Annotated in this window: 15 protein-coding genes; 12 read left to right on the top strand and 3 right to left on the bottom strand. The window is 26.6% G+C overall.

What is annotated here, in order from left to right:
- Positions 1 to 81 precede the first annotated feature (81 nt).
- Together ABUA17_RS09250 and ABUA17_RS09255 are read right to left on the bottom strand one after the other, a co-directional pair.
- Positions 82 to 804, bottom strand: coding sequence for a gamma-glutamyl-gamma-aminobutyrate hydrolase family protein (locus tag ABUA17_RS09250; RefSeq protein WP_042394984.1), 723 nt, complete (start codon positions 802 to 804; stop codon positions 82 to 84).
- Between the two features lie 177 nt (positions 805 to 981).
- Positions 982 to 3,114 carry an ATP-binding protein gene (locus ABUA17_RS09255; RefSeq protein ID WP_055291840.1) on the bottom strand — a complete coding sequence of 711 codons (2,133 nt, stop codon included), beginning with the start codon at positions 3,112 to 3,114 and terminating at the stop codon, positions 982 to 984.
- A gap of 293 nt (positions 3,115 to 3,407) precedes the next feature.
- On the opposite strand from ABUA17_RS09255, the gene ABUA17_RS09260 reads away from it, so the two are divergent.
- From ABUA17_RS09260 to ABUA17_RS09280, 5 genes are all read left to right on the top strand, one after another.
- Positions 3,408 to 6,608: a ligand-binding sensor domain-containing protein gene (locus ABUA17_RS09260; protein WP_349817986.1), complete on the top strand. Its 3,201-nt coding sequence runs from the start codon at positions 3,408 to 3,410 to the stop codon at positions 6,606 to 6,608.
- Positions 6,609 to 6,657: 49 nt separating this feature from the next.
- On the top strand, positions 6,658 to 7,533 hold the full coding sequence (locus ABUA17_RS09265; RefSeq protein WP_042394980.1) for a radical SAM/SPASM domain-containing protein: 876 nt from the start codon (positions 6,658 to 6,660) through the stop codon (positions 7,531 to 7,533).
- A gap of 74 nt (positions 7,534 to 7,607) precedes the next feature.
- On the top strand, positions 7,608 to 8,930 hold the full coding sequence (locus ABUA17_RS09270; protein WP_042394978.1) for an APC family permease: 1,323 nt from the start codon (positions 7,608 to 7,610) through the stop codon (positions 8,928 to 8,930).
- A 144-nt stretch (positions 8,931 to 9,074) separates the two neighbouring features.
- Complete coding sequence (locus ABUA17_RS09275; RefSeq protein ID WP_042394976.1) at positions 9,075 to 10,238, top strand: AI-2E family transporter; 1,164 nt, start codon at positions 9,075 to 9,077, stop codon at positions 10,236 to 10,238.
- Positions 10,239 to 10,370: 132 nt separating this feature from the next.
- Positions 10,371 to 10,526 carry a zinc-ribbon domain-containing protein gene (locus tag ABUA17_RS09280; RefSeq protein WP_042394973.1) on the top strand — a complete coding sequence of 52 codons (156 nt, stop codon included), beginning with the start codon at positions 10,371 to 10,373 and terminating at the stop codon, positions 10,524 to 10,526.
- Positions 10,527 to 10,628: 102 nt separating this feature from the next.
- On the opposite strand, the gene ABUA17_RS09285 is transcribed toward ABUA17_RS09280, so the two are convergent.
- Positions 10,629 to 11,465 carry a tetratricopeptide repeat protein gene (locus ABUA17_RS09285; protein ID WP_042394970.1) on the bottom strand — a complete coding sequence of 279 codons (837 nt, stop codon included), beginning with the start codon at positions 11,463 to 11,465 and terminating at the stop codon, positions 10,629 to 10,631.
- A gap of 195 nt (positions 11,466 to 11,660) precedes the next feature.
- Between ABUA17_RS09285 and ABUA17_RS09290 the strand changes: the two genes are divergently transcribed.
- The 7 genes from ABUA17_RS09290 (at position 11,661) to ABUA17_RS09320 (ending at position 20,741) form a co-directional block, all read left to right on the top strand.
- Positions 11,661 to 12,440 (top strand): endonuclease/exonuclease/phosphatase family protein, encoded by a 780-nt coding sequence (locus tag ABUA17_RS09290; RefSeq protein WP_055292221.1) that lies wholly within the window; start codon positions 11,661 to 11,663, stop codon positions 12,438 to 12,440.
- A 218-nt stretch (positions 12,441 to 12,658) separates the two neighbouring features.
- Positions 12,659 to 14,869, top strand: coding sequence for a purple acid phosphatase family protein (locus ABUA17_RS09295; RefSeq protein ID WP_195951106.1), 2,211 nt, complete (start codon positions 12,659 to 12,661; stop codon positions 14,867 to 14,869).
- Positions 14,870 to 14,971: 102 nt separating this feature from the next.
- Entirely contained in the window at positions 14,972 to 16,159 is a 1,188-nt protein-coding gene (locus ABUA17_RS09300; protein ID WP_042394963.1) for a YibE/F family protein, read from the top strand.
- 257 nt (positions 16,160 to 16,416) lie between these two features.
- Positions 16,417 to 17,322 (top strand): N-acetylmuramic acid 6-phosphate etherase, encoded by a 906-nt coding sequence (gene murQ / locus ABUA17_RS09305; RefSeq protein WP_055292217.1) that lies wholly within the window; start codon positions 16,417 to 16,419, stop codon positions 17,320 to 17,322.
- Positions 17,323 to 17,360: 38 nt separating this feature from the next.
- On the top strand, positions 17,361 to 18,722 hold the full coding sequence (locus tag ABUA17_RS09310) for a PTS transporter subunit EIIC (protein WP_195951107.1): 1,362 nt from the start codon (positions 17,361 to 17,363) through the stop codon (positions 18,720 to 18,722).
- A gap of 79 nt (positions 18,723 to 18,801) precedes the next feature.
- The gene (locus ABUA17_RS09315; RefSeq protein WP_042394957.1) at positions 18,802 to 19,884 is read left to right on the top strand and encodes a MupG family TIM beta-alpha barrel fold protein; all 1,083 of its coding nucleotides are present in this window, start codon (positions 18,802 to 18,804) and stop codon (positions 19,882 to 19,884) included.
- Between the two features lie 11 nt (positions 19,885 to 19,895).
- Entirely contained in the window at positions 19,896 to 20,741 is an 846-nt protein-coding gene (locus ABUA17_RS09320) for a MurR/RpiR family transcriptional regulator (RefSeq protein WP_042394954.1), read from the top strand.
- The last annotated feature ends 179 nt before the right edge of the window (positions 20,742 to 20,920 follow it).

Below are 20,920 nucleotides of genomic sequence, written 5' to 3' on the forward strand. Positions count from 1 at the left end.
ATGAACGTACCCGTATGGGTTATTTTTTTTGCAATTAATTAGTGTTGCACTTGATATTGTAATTTATCTTATAAAAAAAATCTACATACAACTAGAAATAAAGTCTTCAAATAATTGAAGCATGACAGAATCTTTTAATGAAAGCATTTCAGGATGCCATTGAACTCCTACTACAAAATTTTTGCCTTCCATTTCAATAGATTCAATAATTCCATCTGGAGCAGTTGAAGAGGCGATAAGATTATTACCAAGATCTTTAATAGCTTGATGGTGAGCACTATTTACAATGTATTTATCGCCTAAGATATTATGGATTTTGCTATTTTCTTTAATTGATATTGGATGACAGATATTTGATAAATGACTATTTTGATTATGAAGTATTGCATTAGGAACAGTATGTGATATATCTTGATAGAGTGTACCACCTGCTGCTACATTTAATACTTGTATACCTCTGCATATTCCTAATATCGGTATGTTTAGAGATAAAGCTTTTTTTGTTATGGAAATTTGATACCAATCTATAAAATCATTACATTTTCCAAGGTGAGTTTCTGGAGAAGTATTGTATAAGAGTGGATTGATATCAGCACCACCAGGTAATAAAATACCATTACAAAGTGATAATTGATCCTCTAAAACATCTTTATCTCCAATAATAGGAAGATATATGGGGATTCCATTAGCTTTTGCAATACATTTTGAATAGTTATTATTATTATAATCAAAATAATTCCCTGCAAATGAAAGATTACACTCTGTATATAAAGAACCTACAATACCAATAATTGGTTTGTTCATTTTAACCTCCATAAAATTTATTGTTTATAATATATAGTATAGTAGAAAACAAACCTATTGTTTACTATAGTAATAAAGAAAAAAATGGACCATTATTAAAATAATCCATTTATTTTTTATTACAAAAACAACTATACTAATTAAAAGTTACGTGTAATGTTTATCTTATTATACAGTTTAGTAAAGACTATATATATCAGAAAATTCAATATTGCATTTATCTAATTTACTATGGCTATCTTCGTTTATATTATAAATAATATCTGAATTATTAATAGTTTGAAGTGGTAAAGTAAAGGTAAATTCGGAACCAATATCTTTAGTACTGTAAACAGCAATTTTGCCACCATGCATTTGAACAAGCGATTGTACAAGGGATAAGCCTATTCCACTTCCTTCACATTTCCTAGTTAAAGTATCATCAACTTGTATAAATCTTTCAAAAATAATAGATATATTTTCTTTAGGGATTCCAATACCAGTATCTTTAACAGAAATAATAACAGTATCTTCAGTTTTATCAATAAATACATTTATTATTCCAGGTGATTTAGTATATTTAACTGCATTAGAAAGAAGATTTAACATAATTCTTTCAATCTTATCAGGGTCGCATGAGATAATTATTTCTTCAAAAGAGGTATCGAAAATTAAATCTATGCCTTTATCTTTCATATACTGTGCTACAGATATTGTTATATCTTCAATTATAGAAACTATGTTACAATTTTTAGGCTGTATTTCATAATAACCACTATCTATTTTGGTAATATCAATTAAATTATTAGCAAGTCTTAGAAGTCTGTAAGAATTTTGTTTGATTGAATTTGTATATTTTTTCAAGTTGAAATCTTTAGAGAATTTAATATTTTTATTAAAGATATTATGATTAATTACTTGCAAGCTAGCTAAAATTATATTAAGTGGTGTTTTAAATTCATGAGATATATTAGCAAAAAATTCATTTTTAATATTTTCTACATGTAATGACTCTTCCATAAGTTTTTTTTCAATTTCTAATTCTTTTTTATCGGTAATATCTTTTCCAGTGAACATAATAACATTATCTGAATTAATATAGGAACAATTCCAATTAAGCCATTTTATACAGTTGTTTTTAGTAATTAACCTAATACATAAATCGGTAATAGTTGATATAGAGTCTAAGTTGCCACTAAATAAATCATGAAGTTTATATTTATCATTACTATGTGTTAGAGTTAATAAATTCATAGATAGTAATTCTTCTTTAGTATATCCTAAGAGTTTAATCCAACCTTCATTAATTTTTAAGAAGTCTCCGTTAGAAGCTATAGTTGCTGTTAAATCTGTTGCAGTTCTTAATAAAAAAGAAAGCTCTTTTTCAGTTTTAAGGCGTTTATGTAATTCTATTTTTAGATTATTAGATAAAAGATAATTATGCATTGACATACCAAAGTGATTACAAAGTGTAGATATAAAGTCATTACGATTAACTACAGGAGTAAATTTATCTTTATATCCTATATAAATTAATCCTAAAAATTTATTATTATAGAAAATGGGTTGTACACATATTTGCTTTATAGTTTTTCTATAATATTTATGAAGTTTATTTGAAGCTAAAGAATCTATATCATATAATCCCCATCCTGTAAAAGGTTTAATAAGGGTTTCATATTGGTAATGTGTTAATTGAATTGACTGAAAATTCTTTGTAAGTTCATCGTAAGAAGAACTACAATAAGGAATTAATGATTCATTAAAGTATATCCAAGCATGAAATTCATCACAATTTAATGATTCTAAAATAGCATCACTAAGTTCATTAAAGAAAGTAAATTCATTAGTACAATCTAGATTTTGTTTTAATAAATTATCAATACTATTTAATTGTACATTGCTTTTGGCTATATCTATTTCATAATTATTTTTTAGTGTTAATGATTTATCTATTCTTTCAAATTTTTTTATATTATCTTTATTATTAAATATAAAATTTTTATGATTATCACAAGTGATATTATCAGTATAATTTTCAAGCTTAATAAATATGCTATCAGTATTTTTATATAAACCTCTAGAGGTATTGATATTAAATTCAATTGGAAAAGAATTTTTAGAAATAATATATAAGTTTTTTAATGGTGTATCTTTTAGTAAAAAAGCATTAATGTCCTTGGTGAATGTTAAAGATAAAATGTTTTTATTAATTATCTCATTAGGTTTATAACCAAGCTGTATAAGAAGAGATTTGTTTAAAAATAAAATTTTACCGGTATAATCTATAATAAGTATTTTTTCGTTTAAAGTATTTAAAAAATTTTCCATTACTCCTCCAAGAATATTTCACTATTTATATATTTGATTTCAATTATAACCTTATTTTAACAAAAAATGTAGTATTATTGTGGAAAAAATATAAAATATTAAGAAAAAATGAAAAGAAAGTAAAATAAAAGCGAAAAAGATAAATTCTAATTTGTAATTATTCAAGTTGTAATTATAATTATAGAATGATAAAATTATTTGAAGGTTTTAATAAATAAATCTTATATTTAAGCTTTATTGAATATAAGATTTATTTATTAAGTTCTACAATTTACACAAAGGAAAAGAAATAAATGAAAAATAATATAGTTAGAGTTATTTATATTACCTTATTAGCGATCGCCATTTTAGGAGTTGAGAAAGGATATAATGTTTATGCTAAAGAACAAATAAATTTTAAAAATATTACAATAGAAGATGGTCTTATCCAAGGAACTGTTGAAGCACTTTTTCAAGATAGCAAAGGATATATTTGGATAGGAACTAACGATGGTTTATGTAGATATAATGGATATCAATTTAATGTATATAGAGTTGAAGAGAATAATAATAGTATCAATAATAATTATATATTAGATATTAAAGAAGATGAAGATGGAGATATTTGGGTAGCAACAGCAGATGGATTAAGTAGAATAAGAAATAATGGACAATCTATAATTAATTATTTAGATAAAAGTGATAATGGTAATCTAACTAATGCAAATGTAAATAGTATATTAATAACTAAAGATAATAAAATATTAGCAGCAACTGCAGATGGATTAAATATTTATAATGAAGAAAAAGACTGTTTTGAAGAGATATATAGAAGTGAAATTTCAAATACATATATTGAGAGTATAACTGAAGATGAAGACGGAAACATATGGCTTGGAACAAATACTGGGGTAAATAAGATTAATATAACTTCCGGTAAAGTAGATGTATTTTTATTGAGTAGTGAAAATGAGAATGAGAATGAAAAGACGATTAATGAAATATATAAAGTATATTACGATAAAAATGGGTATATATGGGTTGGTACTAGAAATTCAGGAGCATATAGCATTAATATTAAGACTAACGAAATAAAAAGATATGTACATAATGATGATAAAACTTCTTTAGGTGGAAGTTTTATAAAAAGCTTTTTAAGAGATGATAATGGTCAAATGTGGATTGGTACAGATTTGGGTTTATCTAAATTAGATGAAGAGAGTGATACTTTTATTACATATAAGAATAAAATCTATGATAGAAATTCTATTGTAGATGATAATATTTTTTCTTTAATTCAAGACCAAACTGGATTAATGTGGATAGGAACATATGCAGGGATTAGTATTTTTAATCCAGAGAGTGAGATTCAACATTATAAAAATGATCCATTTGATAATTCAACTATAAGTAACAATATGATAACAGCTTTATATGAAGATGATGAAGGATATCTTTGGATAGGTAGTAAGTATAAAGGGATAGACGTTTTAAATGGAAATAAAGATAAAATAATTAATATTAGCTCGGAAACTATGAATATTTTTAAAACAGATGATATTTATGATATAGATGGAAATAAAGAAGAAATATATATAGCTACAGATAAAGGTATTACCATAATAAATAAGAGTAGTAAAACTTATAAGAATTATAGTGATTTTATTGTTTCTGGTGATAAAACTGTTAAAAGATTATTATATGATGACGGGTACTTGTGGGTTGGAACGAAAGAAGGATTATATATTTTAAACTTAGAGACAAAGGAATCAATAGATTTAAATTATATCATAAAAAAGTATAGTTATAGTGACAATTATATAGGAGATATTTTTAAAGATAGCTCTGGAGAGTATTGGATTGGAATGTTTAGGCAAGGTGGCTTAATAAGATTAAATCCAGTAGATAATACAGTAACTGTGTATAAAAATATAAAAGGTAATAAAAATTCTTTAAGTAATAATTCTATTAGGGTTATTTCAGAGGACAACTATGGAAATATATTGATTGGAACTAGTTTTGGGTTAAATATACTTAATAAATCAGGGGATAAATTTTTAAGATATACAACAAAATATGGTCTTGCTAATAATACCATATATGGTATATTAACAGACTTTAATGGAGCCATATGGTGTAGTACTAATATGGGGATTTCTAAAATAGATTCAAAAAGTGGAGTGATTATTAATTTAGATGTTACTGATGGTTTACAAAGTAATGAATTTAATGGAAATGCTTATTTAAAGAGTAGCAATGGAGATTTATTATTTGGTGGAATAAATGGATTTAATATTATTTCACCTAAAGATATAAAAAGTAATAATAAAATATATAGTTTAATATTAGACGAAGTAAAAGTTAACGGAGTTAAAAGAAACATTAAAGATATTAATAAATTAGAGTATTATGAAAATAATATTTTTATAGAATACTTTTTACCTAATTACAAAAATGTTAGTGGTATACAATATTATTATTGCTTAGATGAGAATGGTGATGAATGGTTTGAAATGGATGGTAATTCAATTACTTTAAGTAATTTATCACCAGGAGATTATATTTTTAAAGTAAAAGCAAGAAGTAATAATGGATTAATTACAGAAGAATCAAGTATTCACTTTTATATAAAGTATCCATTTTGGGCAAGTAAATATGCTATTTTACTTTATATAGGCATAATAGTTGCATTTGTTATTAATAGTATAAATAAAGTTAAAAAATTAGATAATTTAGTTGAATTAAGAACAAAAGAATTAAGCGAAGAAATGGATAGAAATTCAGAGTTATTTAATAGGATAATTGATTTAGAAAAAAGAAAGAATAGTTATTTAATTAATTTATCACATGAATTAAGAACTCCACTAAATGTTATTTATTCAACTGAGCAATTAATAAAAGAATTAAATAAAAATGAAGAGGGTATAGGAAGAGAAAAGCTTGATCATTATATGAGCATTATTAAAAATAATACTAAAAGATTATTAAAAATAATAAATGACTTAATAGATTCTTCAAAGATTGAGCATGGTAGTTATAATATAAATATTGAAGAAATAGATATTGTTTATGTTGTTGAAGAAGCAGCCTTATCAATGAAAGAATATATTGGGGCAAAGGATATCGAGTTAATAGTAGATCCTGAGATAGAAGAAAAAATAATAGAAGCTGATAAGAGCGAAATTGAAAGATGTATAGTTAATATAGTTGGTAATGCATATAAATTTACAGAGCCAGGTGGAGTAATAAAGGTAGTAATTATTGATTTAGGAGATAGTGTTAGAATAGAAATATCAGATACTGGAATTGGAATTGATAAAAAATATCATGATTTAATATTTAATAGATTTAATCAAGTTATTGATCCATCATCTGAAGTTAAAAAGGGAAGTGGATTAGGATTAACTATTACCAAGAAGATAATTGATCTTCATAATGGTGATATTTACGTAAAAAGTATACCAGGACAAGGAAGTAAGTTTATTATAGTGTTACCAGTTAAGCAAGAAAGGTAGTATCTTTCAAATTATGATATAACCTCATTAGTGAGTAGGAGATTAGTAAATGAGAAAGTTTAAGAAAATATATATAGAAATTACTAATGTATGTAATTTAAGTTGTAATTTTTGCCCAAAGACAAATAGAAAATATAAATTTATGAATAGGGAAGAATTTAACTATATAATTAATGAAATAAAGCCATATACAAATCACGTATATTTTCATTTAATGGGAGAACCTTTATTAAATGAAAATATAGAAGGATTTTTTGAAGAATGCCATAAAAATGAGCTAATGGTTAATTTAACTACCAATGGAACATTACTTAATAAAAATTCAGAAAAGCTTATTAATGCAAAATCATTGAGACAAGTAAATATTTCATTACATAGCTTTGAAGCAAATGAAAGCAATGTAGAATTATATGAATATATTAATAGAGTTACTGATTTTATTAATGAAGCTAGGGAAAAAAGTGATATTATATGTGCAATAAGACTTTGGAACATGGATAATGAAGAATTGAAGGGTGCTAATAAATTAAATTTAGAAATATTAAATTTATTAGAGAAAAATCTTAATTTAGATTTTTCATTAGCGGAGAAGTTACAGGAAACGCATAAAATTAAGTTAAAGGATAAAGTATATTTAAATATGGCTGAAAAATTTAACTGGCCAGATATTAGTATAAATTCTATTGGTGAAGAAGTATTTTGTCATGGACTTAGAAATCAAGTAGGAATATTAGTTGATGGTACAGTTGTTCCTTGTTGCCTAGATAGTGAGGGAACTATTGAATTGGGAAATGTTTTTAAAGAACCATTTGTAAGTATTTTAGAAGGCAAAAGGGCATCTGATATATACAATGGATTTTCTAGAAGAGTAGCAGTGGAAGATCTCTGTAAGAGATGTGGCTATGCAACAAGATTTAAAAAATAATATTTAATTAAGAGCTTTTAGATAGATAAATATGGATTACAAGTAAAATTGAATCCTATAACTAAGGAGGAAAAATGGAAGAAAGAAGTTTAAAAAAAGAAATTAGTCTTTTTATGGCTACAATGCTTGTGTGTGGTAATATGATAGGTTCAGGAGTATTTATGTTACCTTCAACATTAGCACAAGTATCAGGACCTGGGGCAACTATAATTGCATGGATAATAACAACTATTGGATCAATATTAATTGCAATTTCATTTGCTAATCTTGGAACTAAGTATCCTTCTACTGGAGGAGCATATCAATATACTAAGGAAGCTTTTGGAGATTTTGCAGGCTTTTTAAGTGCGTGGTTATACTGGAATGGGTCATGGATAGGAAATGCAGCTATTATTGTAGCAATAACTAGCTATGCATCAGCAGTTATTCCTGCATTAAGCAATCCAATGATTTCAATAATATTTTCTAGTGCAATTTTATGGATATTTACAATAGTTAATATTTTAAGTGTAAAAATTGCTGGAAAGCTTCAATCATTTGTAACTGTATTTAAAATCGGATTTTTTGCACTTTTTATTATTGTAGCATTTTTAAACTTTGATAATGTTAATATACTTCCTTTATTCCCAGAAGGAAAAGGGTTAAGTACGGTACCATTAGCTGCAACATCAACATTATGGGCATTTATAGGATTAGAAAGTGCTACTGTTGCAGCAGGAGAAATTAAAAATCCAGAAAAAAATATAAGAAAAAGTACTATTTATGGTTTAATAATTGCGTCAGTAATATATTTAGCAATAAGTATAGCAAGTATGGGAGCAATGGATAATAAAACATTAGCAAATAGTACTGCGCCACTTACTGATATATTAACCAATTCATTAGGAAACGGAGTTGGGAAAATTCTAACTATTGCAGTTGTTGTTTGTATTTTAGGAACTATTATTGGATGGTTATTAGCTACAGCAAGAGTTTCTTATGCTGCTGGGGTTGATGGTGTATTCCCTAAATTTTTTGGAAAGATAAATGAGAAAACAGGAACACCTATAAATTCACTTATATTTGGATCTGTTTTAGTTAATATATTATTAGTGATGAATTTCCAAAAAGGTATGGTTGATGCATTTACATTTATAACAATATTAGCAACACTTTCATATTTACCTGTATATATATTAAGTGTTTCAGCAGAAATGATGTTAACATTTAAAGAAAATAAAGAATTTAGTTTTAAAATATTTATTAAAAAATCTATATTACCATTATTAGCATTTATATATGTATTATGGACTATATATGGCTCAGGTGCTGAAACAGTAATGTGGGGCTTCATACTTATGCTTTTAGGAATACCTGTATATGTGTATAATCATCATAAAAATGAAATAAGTAAATAATAAAAAATCAGTAGCATTTTTAATGTTACTGTTTTTTTAAACATAATTATTATATTATTATGTAATATATTTAGAAAATATTAATAAATAATGCTAATAAAGTATGGTAAAATAATATTACTATTTTAGTAGGGAGGATAAGAAATGAAAATTAATTGGAATAATAAATATGCAACAATTTCAATATATGCTTTTTTGGTTATTTGTGGTAGTATTCTTTTATATTTAGGAATATCGCAAATTAATGAGATAAAGTTAGTTATAAGTGATTTCATAGGTACATTACAACCATTTATTATAGGAGGGGCATTAGCTTATATATTAAACTTTATTTTAAAGTTTTATGAAGAATATGTTTTATCATATAAATGGTTTAAAAATTTAAAGAAAAATGGTAAAAGGGGAATTGGAATATTATTTACATATATAACAGCTACAATAATAAGTTACTTATTTATTCAATTTGTACTTCCACAATTAATTGATAGTATAGTTGGACTTGTAAATAATATACCGCAATATTTAAATGATGTGACTAAACTTACTAATGAAGTTGTAGGAAATATTAATTTACAACCAGAGTATGTAGATTTAATTACTAGCAAATTAGGAGAAGCAATTAATTATATTATAACTATAGTGAGTAATTTACTTCCTGTAGTTGGTAATTTTATTGTAGGAGCAACATCAAGCATTTTAAATATAATTATTGGTATAATTATATCAATTTATATTTTAATAGATAAAGAAAAGTTCATGGCTTTAGGTAAAAAAATTACTTATGCACTATTTTCAGAAGAAAGAGCAAAATTTGTTTTAAAATTAGCAACTAAAAGTAATACGACTTTTAGTAGGTTTATTGGTGGGAAAATTTTAGATTCAGCTATCATAGGGGTATTAACATTTATTATATTAACAATTTTTAAAATGCCATATGTATTATTAATTTCAGTTATAATTGGTGTAACTAATATAATACCATTCTTTGGACCATTTATTGGTGGGATTCCAGCAGCAATAATAATTCTTTTTGTTTCACCAATACAAGCATTATGGTTTATTGTTATAATAATTGTTATTCAACAAATTGATGGTAATATAATAGGACCTAAGATTCTTGGAGATTCTATTGGAATCTCTGCCTTTTGGATATTATTCTCATTATTAGTAGCTGCAAAATTCATGGGATTTGTAGGAATGATAATTGGAGTTCCATTATTTGCAATATTCTATTCTATAATAAAGGAAATAGTAGAAGATAAGCTAAGTAAAAAGGGGTTACCTGTAGAAACTGATAAATATAAATAAAAAATGTATAGAATTTTGAAAGGTGTGTATACTATTATAATGTAAAGACAAGAAGGGTATATAAACAGTAACCAAATTTTATTATTTTGTTGTTATTTTTGTTTAGACCTTTCATATATGGAGGAATTATAAATGACAGACAAAACTTTAACATGCAGAGACTGCGGAAATGAATTTGTTTTCACTGAAGGAGAACAAGAATTCTACAAGGAGAAAGGGTTCGAAAATGAACCAACAAGATGTGCTGCTTGTAGAAAAGCTAAGAAACAACAAAATAATAGAAGATAATTATATCGTATTGTTTCTTAAGAGTCATAGATTTAAATCTATGACTCTTTTAATATAAAAATAAAACTATCTTGAAAAATGATTTCCAAGATAGTTTTATTTTTATTGATTAAATGATTTAATTAATACTGAATTAAGAGCTTGATCAATATCTTTATGACTAACTAAACTAACAAGAGATTCATTTAATCCTTCTGCAGTTCTTAGAAGTTCAAATGCTTGATCGCAATTTCCACTTTTTCTTTCGATTAAAGCAGAATAATAATAAGGTTCAATAAAGTTAACATTTTCTTTTATTAAATAATCAAACTCTTTTTTTGCTTCATCAAACTTTTCAAGCTTAAAGCAGATTTCTGCATAATTTGATTTAATAATGTTATTGTCAGAATTGAAATCCATGGCTTCAGTTATGTATTTTTCAGCCTCAGTAAATTTTCCAGAACCTATAAGTAATGATGTTAAAGTTTCATAAATATAAGTATTTTTATTATCTTTTATTAAGTTTTTTAATAGTGTAATACCTTCTTCTTGAGAATTTGTTTTCCATAAAACTATAGCCTTTGTTATTTCAAGATTTAATGATTCACGTGGTTTTATATTTTTATGTTTTAGGTTTTCGTTAATATATTCTCTAGCTAAAGAAGCTTTTCCATATTTTAATTCACAAATTAAATAATTAGAAATTATAGGACCATTACAGTAGTTTGACATAGCCGCATCCCTATAGCATTCTAAGGCTGTTTCATAATCTTCTAATTTATATGCTTTCATACCCTTATAAACTTTAATAAAATACCCTTTTGTTATTATTAAATAAATTAATAATAATGATAAACATAGTAAAATTGCTAATTGTAGTCCTAAAAATACTGAAGATATTAAAGAAACTGCAATAATAAGAATTAAAATAAGATTTGTTTTGTTTAAATTCTTCCCCATATAAACCCCTCCATTATATTGTATAAATAAAATATATTATAATATTTAGGTTAAATTTAGTATAATAATCTATTATAGTATTATTATATATTATGTAAATAATTTCACAAGTCATTAATAAAAAGTTAATATCTTGAAGAAAATATTATAGGGCGTATAATTATAATAGCGAAAATATAGAAAGGGAATTAAGATATGAGAGTAATGTCCTTTAACTTAAGAAGTGATTTTATTTTAGATTTTAAGAATAGATGGGATAAGAGAAAACATATAGTATATGAAGTTATTGATAAATATGATTGTGATATTATAGGAGTCCAGGAAGTAACAAATAAAATGTTTGATGATATAATAGATAACTTTAAAAGTTATACAATAGTAGGAAGTGCAAGAAGTAAAAAGTATTTTTCAGAAAGAAATAATTTATTTGTAAAAAATAAAAATAAAATAATCAAGCATAATACATTTTGGTTATCTAAAAGTCCAGATAAGGTAGGAAGTCAGCTTTGGTATTCATTATATCCTAGAATATGTACTACTGCGGTGGTTGAACTTGAAAATGGAGATAAAGTAAGGGTTTATAATACTCATCTAGATTGTTTTTTACCTCAAGCAAGGGATTTTGGACTTAAAAAATTGTCACAGTTTATTGATAAAAATCGCAAAGAGGAAAAACTTCCTGTGATAGTTATGGGAGATTTTAATGCAACTCCAGACAGTAAAATTATTAAAAAGTTTGCGGCTGGTGAGTATAATACAGATAGGTTTGTAGCTGTTCAAGAAGTTAAAAGGGAACTGTATAAAAAGTCTACTATGAGTAAATTTAAAGGTAAAGAAAATGGACTTCATATAGATTATATATTTGTAAGTGAAGATTTAGAAATTGTAGATGTAGATATTGTAAAATATAACGACAATGGAAGTTATCCATCAGATCATTATCCATTAATTGCAGATATAAAAATAAAAAAGTGAATAATTGAATAATAAAAAGCAACTTTATTATAAATATATTTTTAGGATTATTAAAAATATATTGTAATGAGTTGCTTTTTATAAGTTAAATAAAAGTTAAGTAATTTTAAGATATGTAAAAAGTAGCAATATAAAGTTAATAAATGTTAAAAAATGATATTTCATAAAAAAGTTAATATATAATTCATTTTGTAAGTAATTACAAGGGGGATTTTAAAATGATAAAAAGAACTAAAAAAATAATGTCAGCAATAATAGTTGCAATGATGGTGGTTACAACAAACAGTTATAATGTATTTGCAGCAGATGATGACAAATGGACAGAAGCAACTAAGGGAGAAGCATGGGATGAATGGTGCGAAAGATGGGAAATAATAAAAACAGATTGGACACAACTATCATTAACACCAGGAGCTGATGCAACACAATTAAATTTTGCTTGGTATTCGGTAATTGGAGAAGAAAATCCGATTGTTAAGGTAAGTAAAAATTATGATATGAGTGATGCAAAAATTTTTGAAGGAAATCAAAGTAGTGCAGTACCAGGTTATGTTTCAAATAAAGTAACAGTAATGGGATTGGAGGAAAATTCCAAATATTATTATAGTTATGGAACTAATGATAATTGGAGCGAAGCCATAGAATTTAAAACTCAAAGTACTAACAAATTTGGTTTTATTTTAGTAGGGGATCCGCAAATAGGATCATCAGCAGGTAATATTGCAACTGGTGAAACTACAGAACAAGGTCAGGATAATGCTACAAGAAATGATACTTTTAACTGGAATAATACAATTAATAAAGCTTTAAGTTTAATGCCAAATGCTAGCTTTATTTTATCTGCTGGTGATCAAATACAATCACGAAACAAAAAAGCAAATCAAACAGAAGCCTTAGAATATACAGGAAATGAAGTAGAATATGCTGGGTATTTAAGTGCTGATGCATTAAGCTCACTACCAGTTGCTACATCTTTAGGAAATCATGATGCTGTAAGTGGTAACTATTCATATCATTTTAATAATCCAAATGCAAGTTCATTAGGAGCAATGAGTAGTTTAGGTAGTGGAATTAATGGAGATTATTATTATAGGTATGGTAACACATTATTTATTATGTTGAATACTAATAATACTAATACTGCTGAACATGAAGCATTAATGAAGGAAGCAATTGCAGTAAATGAAGATGCTACTTGGAGAGTGGTTACTTTACATCAAGATATTTATGGTTCAGCAGAGCATTCAAATGAGCCTGCTATTGCAGAATTAAGATATAAATTAGTGCCAATATTTGAAGAAAATAATGTTGATATAGTATTAACTGGACATGATCATGCTTATGCAAGAACTCAAATATTAAAAGGTGGTAAATTAAGTGAAGGGTTATCATTAATGGATGAAGATAAATTTGATGAAATTGCAGAAGAAGAATATAAAAGTGGAATACTTTCAAATGATGAAGAATATTTGTCATATTTATCAACTATAGAAGATAAAGATGCTGTTGTTAATGATTTAAGTGTACGAGGTAATAATATTTCTAATCCTGATGGGATATTATATATTACTGCAGGTTCATCTACAGGTAGTAAATATTATAATAATTTAGCAAGACAACAAGCATATATTGCAAATAGATGGCAAGAATATGCTCCAACTTTTAGCACTATTAATATTGATGATGTAAGCTTATCAATAAGCACATATAGAACAGATACAATGGAGAAAATTGATGAAACAGTTACGCTTGTAAAATCAGTTAAGTATGGAAACTTAGTAGAAATAATTGAAGATGCAGAAGCAAAAGTTGAAGAAAAGGATAATTATACTTCATCAACTTGGGAAGCTTTTGAAGCAACACTTCAAAATGCACAAAAAATTGCAGAAGAGTCAAATATAAATGAAGAAATCGTTACAGATGCTTATGGTAATTTAAAAGCAGCAATAGATCAATTAGTTTTAAGAGGGGATGTATCAGAATTAGAAAATGAAATTATTCTTGCAGAAAAGTTAGTAGAAAATGCTGTGATTGGAACAGAAGAAGGTCAATATCCTGAGGAGGCTAAGGAGGGTTTATTAGTGGCAATTAATACTGCTAAAGAAGCATGTTATTCAGATAATTCAAGCCAAGCAGTTATAGACGAAGCCTTAACAACATTAAAAACAGAAATTGCAACATTTGAATCTAAAGTAATAGTTAAGAATTCATCTACAGATACTAATAATGGAAATAATGACAATTATAATAATGGCAGTGGAAATACTAATAATGGATCAAGTAATAATACATCAACTCCAACGAAGAAACCTAATACAGCTGTGAAAACTGGAGATTTATCTAATGTATTAGTTTATAGTATTTTATCATTAGCTGTTGTTGGATTAGCTGCTTTAGGATTAAAGAAAAGAAAAAGTATTGTTAAATAATATAAAAGATAAAGTGAAATAAAAAATAGGGGGTTATCTCAAAATAATCAAAATAGTATTTAAAATATTTTGGGATAAACTCTACTTAAATGGAGGAATATCATGGTAGCAGGTTTATTAAGGAGGAAGAAAAATATAAATAGTAAAGTTATTACATTTTGTTTTTTAATAATATTTTTTATATTTTTATACTTTTTTAATAACATTGAAAGGGTAGAGTTAGTAAATAGTTCAGGAACAAGTTATGTAAAAGCTGTGGTTAATGAAATAGTAGAAGATAATATCCAAGAGGATGGTTCTAGAATTGGTTATCAAAAGGTAATGTTAAAGGTATTAAGTGGAAAATTAAAAGGGCAATTAATAGAAGGAACAAGCTTTGCAGGATATTTATATGGGGCAGATTGTACTGTTGGAATGAAAGTTATTGCAAGTATAAGCAAATATGAAGATAACGCTTCAGCAGCAGTTTATAGCTATGATAGATCTAATATTATTTATATATTTGTAGGATTATTTTTACTTATGCTTTGGATTATTGGGGGCAAAAAAGGATTTAAGTCAGCAATAGGATTAGTTTTTACGTTTATATGTATAATTTACTTGTTTTTACCTATGTTATATAAAGGATATTCTCCATTTTTATCAGCGGTAATAGTAATAATATTAATAACAATTGTTTCTTTGTATCTTATAGATGGAATAACTAAAAAATCAATTTCGGCAATGATAGGTACCATAATAGGGGTAATAATAGCTGGTATATGTGCAGCTGGCTTTGGTTATGTGGCAAAAATATCTGGTTATAATGTTTCTGAGGTTGAAGAATTAGTATTTGTAGCAAATAATACAGAGCTAAAGGTTGGAGGTATATTATTTTCAGCAATACTTATTGCATCATTAGGAGCTGTTATGGATGTAAGCATGTCAATTTCTTCAACACTTACAGAAATATATAACCATAATAAAAATATTGGAAGAGTGGAACTTTTTAAGTCAGGAATAAATGTTGGAAGAGATATGATGGGAACTATGTCCAATACATTAATATTAGCTTTTACTGGAGGCTCAATAAATACATTAATTTTAAATTATGCTTATGCTCTAAAGCATAATCAAATTATCAATATGTATGAAATAGGTATAGAGATAATGCAAGGGGTATCTGGAAGTATAGCCATAATATTATCTGTTCCGTTAGTATCAATTATTTCATCTTATTTTTTAACTTATGGAAGAAAAAAGTCATTAAGAAGTAAAATTAATTTGGACTCAATATTAGAATATAATTAAGTTATACACATGTGGTTATTGATTTTAAGGGGATATAGCTATTATATGTGCAGTATTAATAAGAATAATGAAAGTGAGAAAACACCTTATAGATTTTTAAATCTTAAGGTGTTTTTAGTTGGGAAAAATCAAATGTTTTCGTAACTATGAAATAAAATAATAAAAAATAACAAAATACTTGAAATAAAATTTCAAAAGTGGTAATATAAATGTACAAGATGTAAACGTAATCAAGTTTAGTGGGGAGGATTTAAGATATGAATACAATAAAATTAGAAAATTTAACAACAGAAAGTAGAAATAGTAGTTCTTTAAATATCGATAAGGTGTCAACATTAGATATGGTAAAGATTATTAATAATGAAGATAAGAAGGTTGCTTTAGCAGTTGAGAAAGAATTAGTGAAAATTGCAGAAGCTATTGATGGAATAGTAAGTGGAATGCAAAAAGGTGGAAGATTGATTTATATAGGAGCTGGAACATCAGGAAGACTTGGTATATTAGATGCTTCAGAATGTCCACCTACATATGGTGTATCTGAAGAATTAGTTCAAGGAATTATAGCTGGTGGAACTGAGGCAATATTTAGGGCAAAAGAAGGCGCAGAAGACTCTAAGGAATTAGCAATTGAAGATTTAAAATCAAAGAATATAACTGAAAATGATACAATAGTTGGACTAGCTGCATCAGGAAGAACACCTTATGTTATCGGTGGATTAGAATATGCAAACAAAATAGGAGCATTAACAGTATCAATAACGTGCAATGCAAATTCAGAAGTAGCAAAAGTTTCAAAGGTATCAATAGCTCCAGTAGTAGGTGCAGAGGTAGTTACTGGTTCAACGAGAATGAAAGCTGGAACTGCACAAAAGTTAGTATTAAACATGCTATCAACTGGAACTATGATTAAGCTAGGAAAAGTATATGGAAATTTAATGGTAGATGTTAGAGCTACAAATAAAAAGTTAGTTGAAAGAGCAAAAAAAATAGTTTGTGAAGCTACAGGGGTAGATAGGGAAGTAGCAGAAAAAGTATTAAAAGAAACAAATTATGATGTTAAACTGTCAATATTAATGATACTGACAGGATTAGACATAAATGAGGCAAAAGAAAAATTGTCACAAAATAAAGGTTATATTGCTAAGGCAATGGAAACTATTTAAAGTATATAGGGGGAGAGAAGATGACAAAGCAAGGAACTATTACAAACCAAGAAATAGCTAAGAAATTGGTTGAACTTGTAGGAGGAAAGGAAAATATTAAAGCAGTTGAAAATTGTATGACTCGTTGTAGATTAGAGTTAGTTGATTTATCAAAGGCTAAGATTGCTGAGATTAAGAAGGCAGAGGGAACTTTAGGAGTGGTCGAAGCAAAAGGTCAATTACAAGTTATTTATGGACCAGGTAAGGTTAATAAGATAACAGAAGAAGTGAAAAAAATAGTAGGAGTAAAGATAGCTATAGGAGAAGAAGCTGTTAAAGCTACAAAGGCTAAACTAAAAGAAAAAAATGATACAAAATTTAAAAATATACTTAAAAAATTAGGAAATATATTTATTCCTTTAATACCATTATTCGTGGCATGTGGACTAGTACTTGCTGTAAATAATATAGCTGGAGTTTATTTTGGAGATGCATATAAGACAACTAATACAGCTCAGATAATAGGGTTAATAGGTAATGCAGTATTTTCAATTTTACCAATTTTAGTAGGTGTAAATGCATCTAAAGAATTTGGTTCTCAAATGCCAATGATAGGTGGAGCATTAGGTGGAGTGATATCATCAGCAACATTAGCTAATATAACTTTATTTGGTAAAGCATTAACACCAGGGCGTGGAGGAATTATTTCAGTTATTCTTGTTGTTGCATTAGCTGTATTTATAGAAAAGCAATGTAGAAAATTTATACCAGATGTTTTAGATTTATTTGTTACTCCGTTAATAACATTAACAATATCAGTCTTAGCAGCTTTATTTATATTACAACCCGTAGGTGGAGCAATATCAGATGCTATGGGAATATTAGTTTCAAATACGATAGCTTCTGATAATACAATAGTTTCAGTGTTATCAGGTGCTATATCTGGAGGATTATTCTTACCTCTTGTTATGACTGGAATGCATCAAGCATTAACACCAATTCATGCTGATTTAATTGCGAATGTTGGATATACAATATTATTACCTGCATTAGCAGCTGCTGGTATGGCTCAAGTTGGAGCTACTTTAGCTGTTATAAGAAAAACTAAAAATGAAAGATTAAAGAAAACGGCGAAAAATGGATTAATACCAGGTTTTTTAGGAATAGGAGAACCACTTATTTATGGTGTAACATTACCATTAGGTAAACCTTTCTTAGGGGCTTGTCTTGGTGCAGCTATAGGTGGAGCTGTGATGGCTTTATTTAAAGTTGGTGCTGTTGCGTTAGGTGTTTCAGGATTACCATTAGCTTTATTAATTGCTGATGGAAAAATATTAGTATTCTTAATAGGAGTTTTAGCATCATATGCAGCAGGATATTTCTTTACAAGTATATTAGGATTTGAAGATCCAGTAGAATAGAATTATATTAAAAGGGTGATATGATATCGATAAACATATCACCCTTAAATTATACTTAGTTAAATTAGGAGGGATTATTATGAGTTTAGGTATTTCAGTTTATTTTGGATTAGATAACACTATGGAAGAAAATATAAAATTGTTAAGTGAAGCAAAAAAATTAGGTTTTACAAGAATATTTACATCTTTACACATACCAGAAGCAAATTATGAAATATTAAAAAAAGAGGTTAATGAATTTTTTAATATAGCTAAAGGTTATGAAATGGATATAATAAGTGATATTTCTCCAAATACATTCAAATTTTTGGAGTTAGAAAATATGGACTTAGAAGGATTAAGAAATTATGGGGTTAAAACTATTAGAATAGATTTTGGATATACTCCAAAAGAGATATCTAGAATGAGTAAGAATAATTGTAATATTAAAATACAGCTTAATGCATCAACTGTAACTGAAGATTTTCTTTTAGAATTAGATAAATATAATCCAGACTATAAAAATATAGATGCACTTCATAATTTTTATCCTAGAAAAGGGACAGGTATTTCAGAGGAATGTATGTTAGAAAAGAATAAAATTCTTAATAAAAGAGGAATTAAAACTTGTGCATTTGTTCAATCAAATAACAGAAAAAGAAGTCCTCTTATGGATGGATTACCAACATTAGAAGATCATAGGGGATTAGATGTAAGGAAAGCGGCAAATCATTTATTTGCTTTAAATAATGAATCAGTATTTATAGGCGATTCTTTACCAAGTATAAAAGAGCTTGAGGATTTAGCTGATTTAAATGAAGAAGCAATAGAATTAGAGATTGAGCTTAAGATAAGAGATAAGGTTGTAGAAAGAATTTTAGGTGAAACATTTTCGGCAAGAACAGATGAAGCTAGAGATGCTATAAGAGCAGCTGAAAGTAGATTAATATTAAATAATGATATTATAAATCCTATGAATACCATTGATAAAAAATATGGAGATATTACTATTGATAATATTGAATATAAAAGATATATGGGTGAATTGCAAATTTTAAAGGTAAATCAATCAAGCGATAGAAGAACAAATGTTGTAGCATCTGTTTTACAGAATGATTTTTATTTATTAAAATATATAAAGGGAGGTAAAAAATTTTACTTTAATATTATTAACAATAAATAGGACGTGAGAATATGAATTTATTGCAGTATATAAGACAAAACTATGAAAGCTTTACAGAAAGAGAAAAGCGTATAGCTGATTATCTTCTTAATGATAATAATGATATTATTGAGATGTCTGCAAAGGAAATAGGGGATGCAACTAATACTTCAGCACCAACAGTAGTAAGATTTTCTAAAAAATTAGGTTTTAGTAGTTTAAATGAAATGAAGATAAAACTATCTATTAGTTTATCTAATAGTAAAAATAAAGAGGAGTTTGAGTATTTAGATAGAGATTTAAGTACTAAAAGTATTATTAGTGGAGTTAAGCAATCAATTCATACAATAATAGATGAAACTGTAAATTTAATAAGTGAATGTGAATTAGATAACGCTATTGATTTATTAAGTAAAGCTAAAAATATTTATGTTTTCAGTGTAGGGGTGTCAAATTTAGTTGGATTAGATTTATATTATAAGATGAGCAGAATAAATAAAAGGTGTATTGCTCATTCTGATACACACCTTCAAATTACTTCTTCAGCTTTGATGGAAGAAGGAGATGTTGCAGTTGCTATTTCATATTCAGGAGATACAAAAGAAGTAATATTATGTGCTGAAAATGCAAAGAAAAATAATATACCTTTAATTGTAATTACAAAAGCAAGTATAAATAATAGCTTAGAAGAATATTCTGATGTAACATTGCATGTACCTTTTGTTGAAAAATCATTAAGAGAAGGTGCTATGACTTCAAGAATTTCACAATTGGCCATCATAGATATGCTATTCTTAGGGATAGCACGAAGTAATATAAAAGATGTGGAAGAAAAGCTTTTAGTAACAAGAGATGCAGTGAAAAAAATAAAGATATAGGAATATAGATGTATTAAAACTAATACTAATGTTAGTGGTTCATAAATGAATTACTAATATTAGTATTAGTTTTTTTGTCTTAAAAGTTTAACAAGATGTAAACTTTTGATTAACAGAATTTTATTAAAAGATGAGAAATGAGACAAATAAACGAGTGACAAAAGATGAAGGTTGAAATG

Origin of the sequence: Clostridium sp. RTP31139st1_H3_RTP31139_211217 (assembly GCF_040227035.1) — a bacterium.
In the GTDB taxonomy this organism is placed as follows: Bacteria; Bacillota; Clostridia; order Clostridiales; family Clostridiaceae; genus Clostridium; species Clostridium saudiense.

What these genes read in the sequence shown, in the direction of transcription:
- ABUA17_RS09250 (WP_042394984.1), bottom strand. Translation starts at nt 804, where the DNA reads ATGAACAAACCAATTATTGGTATTGTAGGTTCTTTATATACAGAGTGT.
- ABUA17_RS09255 (WP_055291840.1), bottom strand. Translation starts at nt 3,114, where the DNA reads ATGGAAAATTTTTTAAATACTTTAAACGAAAAAATACTTATTATAGAT.
- ABUA17_RS09260 (WP_349817986.1), top strand. Translation starts at nt 3,408, where the DNA reads ATGAAAAATAATATAGTTAGAGTTATTTATATTACCTTATTAGCGATC.
- ABUA17_RS09265 (WP_042394980.1), top strand. Translation starts at nt 6,658, where the DNA reads ATGAGAAAGTTTAAGAAAATATATATAGAAATTACTAATGTATGTAAT.
- ABUA17_RS09270 (WP_042394978.1), top strand. Translation starts at nt 7,608, where the DNA reads ATGGAAGAAAGAAGTTTAAAAAAAGAAATTAGTCTTTTTATGGCTACA.
- ABUA17_RS09275 (WP_042394976.1), top strand. Translation starts at nt 9,075, where the DNA reads ATGAAAATTAATTGGAATAATAAATATGCAACAATTTCAATATATGCT.
- ABUA17_RS09280 (WP_042394973.1), top strand. Translation starts at nt 10,371, where the DNA reads ATGACAGACAAAACTTTAACATGCAGAGACTGCGGAAATGAATTTGTT.
- ABUA17_RS09285 (WP_042394970.1), bottom strand. Translation starts at nt 11,465, where the DNA reads ATGGGGAAGAATTTAAACAAAACAAATCTTATTTTAATTCTTATTATT.
- ABUA17_RS09290 (WP_055292221.1), top strand. Translation starts at nt 11,661, where the DNA reads ATGAGAGTAATGTCCTTTAACTTAAGAAGTGATTTTATTTTAGATTTT.
- ABUA17_RS09295 (WP_195951106.1), top strand. Translation starts at nt 12,659, where the DNA reads ATGATAAAAAGAACTAAAAAAATAATGTCAGCAATAATAGTTGCAATG.
- ABUA17_RS09300 (WP_042394963.1), top strand. Translation starts at nt 14,972, where the DNA reads ATGGTAGCAGGTTTATTAAGGAGGAAGAAAAATATAAATAGTAAAGTT.
- murQ (WP_055292217.1), top strand. Translation starts at nt 16,417, where the DNA reads ATGAATACAATAAAATTAGAAAATTTAACAACAGAAAGTAGAAATAGT.
- ABUA17_RS09315 (WP_042394957.1), top strand. Translation starts at nt 18,802, where the DNA reads ATGAGTTTAGGTATTTCAGTTTATTTTGGATTAGATAACACTATGGAA.
- ABUA17_RS09320 (WP_042394954.1), top strand. Translation starts at nt 19,896, where the DNA reads ATGAATTTATTGCAGTATATAAGACAAAACTATGAAAGCTTTACAGAA.